The following is a 6,209-nucleotide window of genomic DNA, read 5'->3' as shown; positions in this document are numbered from 1 at the left end:
TCTTTGTCAAGAACTTTTTTCATCTCGCCTCGCCTTGCGACTTCCGTCGCCCGACGACATTTAAATATATTACTCGCTTTCTTCTCCTTTTGCAAGTACTTTTTTTACTTTTTTTAGAAGAAAACTTTGTTTCAACTTTCAAACTTTTTGGTTCAAAAGCTGACCTAAATAATTTACAATATTTTGATGTAAATAGCAAGCACTATTTTGATTTTATTTTTAGAAAGAGGTTTTTAAAATAGAATACTTTGATATTGCCATTATTGGCGCAGGTCCTATTGGCTTATATGCTGCAAACTATGCTTTACTTCATGGTCTTAAACCTGTGGTTTTTGATTCTTTAAGTAAAATTGGTGGTCAACCTCAAATGTTATATCCTTTTAAGAAGATTTTAGACATCCCTGCCCATCAAGAAATTACTGGAGCGCAATTAACCAGTGAATTAACTAACGGACTGATTAATAAAATTACAATCCATCTTAATACCAAAGTTACAGATCTTGAACAGAATGATAATGGTTTTATTGTTAACAATAATGTTGGCGTTAAAACTATTATAATTGCAACCGGTAACGGTGCTTTTAAACCTAGACAATTTCCAATCAAAACAACAGCAGAGGAAAATCAACGTATCCATTATTTTATTGATGATCCTCAAAAATTTGCGAATCAAACTATTGGAATATTTGGCGGTGGTGACTCTGCCTTAGACTGGGCTCTTGAATTAGGCAACCTAGTTAAGATCGAATTAATTCATCGTCGTGACAATTTCCGCGGACTTGAAAGTAGCGTGGAACAAATAAAACAATTAAGTTCTGCTAAAATTTTAACGCCATACCTACCTAAAAGTCTTTCTTTAATGGATAATAAGATTGAAGTCGAGCTGAAAAAACTTGGTGGCAACGAATCTATCATTCGTTCTTTTGATCATATTATCGTTGCCTACGGTTTTAAAGCAGATAATCGCTTCGTAAAGAAATGGGATATCGAACTCCACGACAATCGTATTGCCGTTCAATCGGAAATGAAAACCAATGTTCCAGGCATTTATGCAATTGGTGATGTAGTTACCTATCCTGGAAGAGTTCCCATTATTGGAGTTGGCTTTGGTGAAGCTCAAATTGCAATTACTTCAATCATGAGAAATCTGTTTCCACAAAAAAGTCTTACTATCCATTCAACAAGTTTATAGGAGAATCCATGGCGTTGATTGATTTTATCCTACACATCGATGATCACCTAATAACGATCGTCAATCAATTTGGTGCAGGAAGTTACCTAATATTATTTGTCATTATCTTTATTGAAACTGGTCTTGTAGTCTTTCCGTTTTTGCCAGGAGATTCATTGATTTTTGCGGCAGCAGCAATGGCAGCTAATAATAAGTATAATTTGAGTATTGGACTTATTTATTTAGCGGTCGCCCTTGCAGCTATTATCGGTGATAGTGTTAATTACGAAATTGGTGCACGCTCAGTTCAAATTGGTGAAAAATATTCTTGGTTCAATAAACTAATCAATGAGAATAATCGATTGGCTGCTGAAAAGTTTTTTGAACGGCATGGCTCAATTACCATTGTCATTGGTCGCTTCATTCCCTTTATTCGTACTTTTGTACCCTTTATTTCTGGTGCAAGTAAAATGCATTATCGAACTTTCGTAACGTTTAATGTTCTTGGTGGCCTTATCTGGACCGGATTATTTGCATCAGTTGGCTATTTCTTCGGAAACATTCCGATAGTTAAAGAGCATTTTTCATTGATTGTGTTAGCTATTATTCTAGTTTCAGTACTACCGATTTTGATTGTAATGTTAAAAAAGAAATTAACTCAAAAAAAGGAATTTCATTAGTCACGAAATTCCTTTTTTGTATCTAAATTTTTATTTTAGTAATTTGCTGGCATAAAAAAGTTCATAAATCAATCCCGCAACTGCAAAACAGGCAGCAAAAAAGCCCTCGGTTAATACGTTGATAATCGGATCTGTTGTTGGATCAAATAACCAATTGCTATTGCTAAAAAACATATGATGGAACAAGATAAAAAAACTATCAAAATTTGTTACCGCAAATGGTAATATTACCACCGGTAAAATCAGGAAAAATAAAGTCCCTACTTTGCTCAAAGTAAAAACATCACGTTTTTTTGCATTTCTTTCAAATAACCAATAAACCGTCCCAATTATAAAAACAAAAATTGCGAGTAGAAACAATCGCTTGCAATCGGCAAAGTGGGCGGCAGCATTAACAGAAGTATGAAAGTTATCCATCTTGAGTTTATTTTCAAAAGGCCAAATCAAATACCACAGCAATTGATTATAATTGTGCATTACCTTCCATAACGACAATCCTACTGTCTCATTAGTCTTTTGAATCAGCATAAAAATTAATAGCAGGGGCCAACTAGCTATAATTGCCCCTACTACACTACTAGCTATGCTATATAAGAAATTAAATATAATACTTAATGGTTTATTATTACTCGTCATAGTTGATACTCATCCAAATTTTCAACAATTAGCGTTGGCTGTTTTAGATTTTTTATTTCTTCTTTAGTAGTTACCCCTGTCAACGTCAGCAGCTGATCTACCCCACTGTTAAATCCTGCCTTGATATCAGTATTATAATTGTCGCCCACGATAAGCGCATCTTCCTTTTTCGTCCCTACGCGCTTGAGCGCCATATCCACTATAATTGCTTCTGGCTTACCAATATACATAGGATTTTGACCGCTAGCTGCAGCAATCATCGCACATTGTGACCCATTACCTGGGATTAATTCATCCCCCAATGGAAGATTCAAATCGGCATTAGTACCAATGAAAACTGCCCCCGCTCTAATAGCACGAGTAGCTACTCTCACTTTTTGATACGTTAAATCAGTATCCATCCCTACTATCACATAATCAGGATTTTGCTCATCATAAATAAACTCTGGTCGTTCAAGAATTTCTTTCCATAAGCCTACTTGTCCAATAATATAAACCGAAATTTTAGAATCATGGTTCTGACAATGGTGCAATAGATACTCGGCAGTTGCCATACTAGGGGTATAAACATGCGCTATATCCGTTGTGATTCCGTGTGTTTTTAACTTAGCCACAACCATTTCTGGAGTTCTAGTCGTATTATTAGTCAAAAAAAGATAATCCTTTTTTTGATCAACTAAACGTTTAACGAATCTTACTCCAGAAGCAATTGTCTCATTTCCTCGATAAATCGTTCCGTCAAGATCGATTAAATAAAGTTGATAGTCCCTCACCAAATTACCCTTTCTTCTTGATCACAAATGAATGTGCTCTTCCTTTATGCTGTTTAGTTGTGATTGTACGATGTTTAGGAAATTTTGTTTTATGTACATGCCGTTTTTTGAACCCACCATTCAATTGAGCTTGGCGACGCATTCTTCTCCTCGTTCGATAGTCTGGTTTCCGATGTGAGCTATGATGATGAACAGGTGAAACCAATTCTAGAACAAAATATGCGCTACCCGGGTTACAATACTCTATTAAATAATCAGCAATAGTACTTTCTTTACGATCAATTGCTGTCTTTACACAGTCTTTATAAAAACCTTTCAAGCGTAAATGCTCACTTGAAATGTCGCCAACCAAAAAGTCATATTGATCGAGATACGGGTCATATTTTTTTCGCAATAAATCTACATCAATCGCATTATCTTTATCAATCAAAATTTTATACAGTTGTTTGTTAATCTTTAATTTATCTTGATCACGAATCACAATAGCTAACGGATGACGCAGAGGTTGTTCAATCTCATGTTTATTTTCCATTTCGTCGTTGCGATCAGTTCTCATCCTTTTCAGTTCCCTCCTTCTGATTTTCTAATGGAAATTTTCTTGCTAAATAATTGCCAATAACTTCACGCAGAAATTCTGGGAAAAGGAATTCATTATCACCGACAATCGCTAACGTTGGGAAAAACGGTACTAAAACATAGTGATCAAGACAAGCAATTTGATATTCTTCTCGTGGATCAATCTCTTGACCATTTACGTATACTAAGCGACGTCTCATATCGACTTCAATACCTTTATAGTACATTTCTCCAAAAACTTTTCCGCGAAAACTCATCCCTTGTAATGGAAAATGCTCTAAATAGTGTCTATTCTTTTCGATTTCCATCACTAAACGCCATAAATCTCTTCCCGCTAATGTTGTTCTCACCACATGCATTGGGTGTGGCAAAGCTTTCTGTAAATCATATTTAGTGATTTCACCTGCTCTAAACGGATCCAAAAATAATCCAGAGCTCAATATAGCTAAATCCACTTGAGCAAAGTCAGCGATTGCATCTAAAGATACTCTGATTGCTGCTTTTTTATTGTTATCAAATTTAGCAGGCAAATTGGCTACCTTTTTAGCTTGCAATAATTTTTTGCCTTGTTCATAGTAACCAGCAATCACTGCTTGATCTGTTTTTTCCTCTGACAATTCTGCCGTTGGTATCGTATTTGGTTCTACCTTTACAACATGATGGTCTTGAATTTCTACATTAATATCGCCAATATATCGTCCCCATTTTCCAGTTTGCGTAATCCAGGTTTGATTCACTTTTTCACCTTTCGGTAGCAAGTCATGGCTGTGACCACCAACTATTAAATCAATTTGGGGATAATTTTCAGCTAGCCAGCGATCCATTCTTAAACCAATATGGGTTAATAAAATCAACACATCATATTTACCAACTAGCTGTGGCAGAACTGCATCCATAGTATTCTTTAACATCTTAATATGCCAATGGTTTGGACCATATGTCATAGGATAAGCTGCTGTTAAACCGATCAAAGCTATTCTAGTGCCTGCCTTGGTTGAAAAAATATGATAGTTTTTTGCCCACTTAGGCATTGATTCATCTTCTTCACGAAGATTCGCCAATACAATTGGATATTCTACATGATCAAATAATCTTTCCAGCACGCAATGAGGATTAGAAATGCCCTCATTATTGCCAATCGTTCCGGCAGTATAGTGAAACTTATTCATTAATTCGATATTTGCCTGACCTTCAGTTGCATCAGTTAATGGATGTGAGCGATCCATAAAATCGCCAGCATCAAAAGTAAATACTTCGTCAAAAGCTGAATCATGCTGTGCCTTTTCAAAATATCGACCTATCTTAGGGAATTGTTCAAAATGTGAATGAAGGTCATTTGTATGTAATATCCGAATCTTTTCCATTTTCTTTTCCTTTATCCAATATGATTTGCTGATAAAACTTGCTCGTAAGCTTCACGAACTTTTCCTTCAGGCTTATCCCATTCTACCCACTTAGGATTTTTCCAATCATTTTCATTAAGCAGCGTCTGCAAATTATACGTCTTATTGATGTACTCTTCATAAATCATTAGTGGCTTAGTTCTTGCGATATTTACCTGCAATATTTTAACTTGCTTAATCAATCCACGATCAGCTGCTAATTCAGCAATCCCATTTTGATCAATATTAGAAATCTCAAAATACTTGCTACCGTCATTACGAGTTATTTCTTCAATTAGATCTAGCGTTTCATATTGACTTTCAGTTTCCATCAATATCAATCCCCTTTTCACACAACAAAATTTAGACAAATTTGACAAAATGTGCAACTATACTATTGTTAACCAACAGTAGAGGTGGCAGCATGAAGTTATTAAAGCATATTTTTCAATTAATTTTTCTAATGGTTATATTTATCCTCACATCCGGTTTTACCGTTGTTGGACATAGAGGTGATCCTACAAAATATCCAGAAGAAACCATTCAAAGCGATAACTCTGCCTTTAAGTCTGGTGCAGACTATGTTGAATTAGATCTATCTCTTTCTAAAGATGGCGTCCCTGTTATTTCACACGATGACGATTTATTTCGAGTTACACATATACATAAAATTGTATCACAAAATCCTTTTGCCACTTTAAATCAACTTCAGTACGACAATGGCGAACATGTATTATCACTAGGTCAGCTTTTTAAATACTATCAAAATAAACCTACTGCTAAATTCATTTTAGAAACCAAAATAGATCATAGCATCGATCATTCTTACCATTTAGAAGATAAAATTGCTCTACTTATTCATCAATATCATATGGAAGATCGGGTTATAATTCATTCATTTTCAGCTGCGAGTCTATTTTACTTTCATAAAATCATTCCATCTGTACCTTTAATTTATCTCGTAGGGAGTTTAAAAAGAATCAATTTCAGC

At 35.1% G+C, this 6,209-nt stretch carries 9 protein-coding genes; 4 read left to right on the top strand and 5 right to left on the bottom strand.

Annotated features, from left to right (window positions below):
- The 3 genes from BN52_RS10275 to BN52_RS02980 form a co-directional block, all read left to right on the top strand.
- A partial coding sequence (locus BN52_RS10275) for a hypothetical protein (protein ID WP_206740559.1) occupies positions 1–242 on the top strand: 242 nt, incomplete at its 5' end.
- Between the two features lie 17 nt (positions 243–259).
- The gene (locus tag BN52_RS02985; protein ID WP_082621041.1) at positions 260–1,192 is read left to right on the top strand and encodes an NAD(P)/FAD-dependent oxidoreductase; all 933 of its coding nucleotides are present in this window, start codon (positions 260–262) and stop codon (positions 1,190–1,192) included.
- 8 nt (positions 1,193–1,200) lie between these two features.
- Positions 1,201–1,851, top strand: coding sequence for a VTT domain-containing protein (locus BN52_RS02980; protein ID WP_008472696.1), 651 nt, complete (start codon positions 1,201–1,203; stop codon positions 1,849–1,851).
- 30 nt (positions 1,852–1,881) lie between these two features.
- Here BN52_RS02980 and BN52_RS02975 read toward each other — a convergent pair whose 3' ends face one another.
- The 5 genes from BN52_RS02975 to BN52_RS02955 are packed head-to-tail and all read right to left on the bottom strand — an operon-like array spanning position 1,882 to position 5,550.
- Positions 1,882–2,487, bottom strand: coding sequence for a TIGR01906 family membrane protein (locus BN52_RS02975; protein ID WP_008472695.1), 606 nt, complete (start codon positions 2,485–2,487; stop codon positions 1,882–1,884).
- Positions 2,484–3,260 (bottom strand): TIGR01457 family HAD-type hydrolase, encoded by a 777-nt coding sequence (locus BN52_RS02970; RefSeq protein WP_008472694.1) that lies wholly within the window; start codon positions 3,258–3,260, stop codon positions 2,484–2,486. The genes BN52_RS02975 and BN52_RS02970 overlap by 4 nt, the downstream gene beginning before the upstream one ends.
- Positions 3,261–3,264: 4 nt before the next feature.
- Positions 3,265–3,816 (bottom strand): YutD family protein, encoded by a 552-nt coding sequence (locus BN52_RS02965; RefSeq protein WP_008472691.1) that lies wholly within the window; start codon positions 3,814–3,816, stop codon positions 3,265–3,267.
- Positions 3,806–5,200 (bottom strand): bifunctional metallophosphatase/5'-nucleotidase, encoded by a 1,395-nt coding sequence (locus BN52_RS02960; RefSeq protein ID WP_008472690.1) that lies wholly within the window; start codon positions 5,198–5,200, stop codon positions 3,806–3,808. The genes BN52_RS02965 and BN52_RS02960 overlap by 11 nt, the downstream gene beginning before the upstream one ends.
- 11 nt (positions 5,201–5,211) lie before the next feature.
- Positions 5,212–5,550 (bottom strand): hypothetical protein, encoded by a 339-nt coding sequence (locus tag BN52_RS02955; protein ID WP_040473336.1) that lies wholly within the window; start codon positions 5,548–5,550, stop codon positions 5,212–5,214.
- 92 nt (positions 5,551–5,642) lie between these two features.
- Here BN52_RS02955 and BN52_RS02950 point away from each other — a divergent pair.
- Positions 5,643–6,209: glycerophosphodiester phosphodiesterase (locus BN52_RS02950; protein WP_040473335.1), on the top strand; the 567-nt coding region annotated here is incomplete at its 3' end.

This window comes from Lactobacillus gigeriorum DSM 23908 = CRBIP 24.85, assembly GCF_000296855.1.
Lineage (GTDB): Bacteria > Bacillota > Bacilli > Lactobacillales > Lactobacillaceae > Lactobacillus > Lactobacillus gigeriorum.
Note: the sequence above shows the minus strand (reverse complement) of the source record. Positions and strands in the feature narration are given on the sequence as shown.

Excerpts from the sequence above, each read along its gene's own strand:
- BN52_RS02980 (WP_008472696.1), top strand. The coding sequence starts at position 1,201 with ATGGCGTTGATTGATTTTATCCTACACATCGATGATCACCTAATAACG.
- BN52_RS02975 (WP_008472695.1), bottom strand. The coding sequence starts at position 2,487 with ATGACGAGTAATAATAAACCATTAAGTATTATATTTAATTTCTTATAT.
- BN52_RS02965 (WP_008472691.1), bottom strand. The coding sequence starts at position 3,816 with ATGAGAACTGATCGCAACGACGAAATGGAAAATAAACATGAGATTGAA.
- BN52_RS02960 (WP_008472690.1), bottom strand. The coding sequence starts at position 5,200 with ATGGAAAAGATTCGGATATTACATACAAATGACCTTCATTCACATTTT.
- BN52_RS02955 (WP_040473336.1), bottom strand. The coding sequence starts at position 5,550 with ATGGAAACTGAAAGTCAATATGAAACGCTAGATCTAATTGAAGAAATA.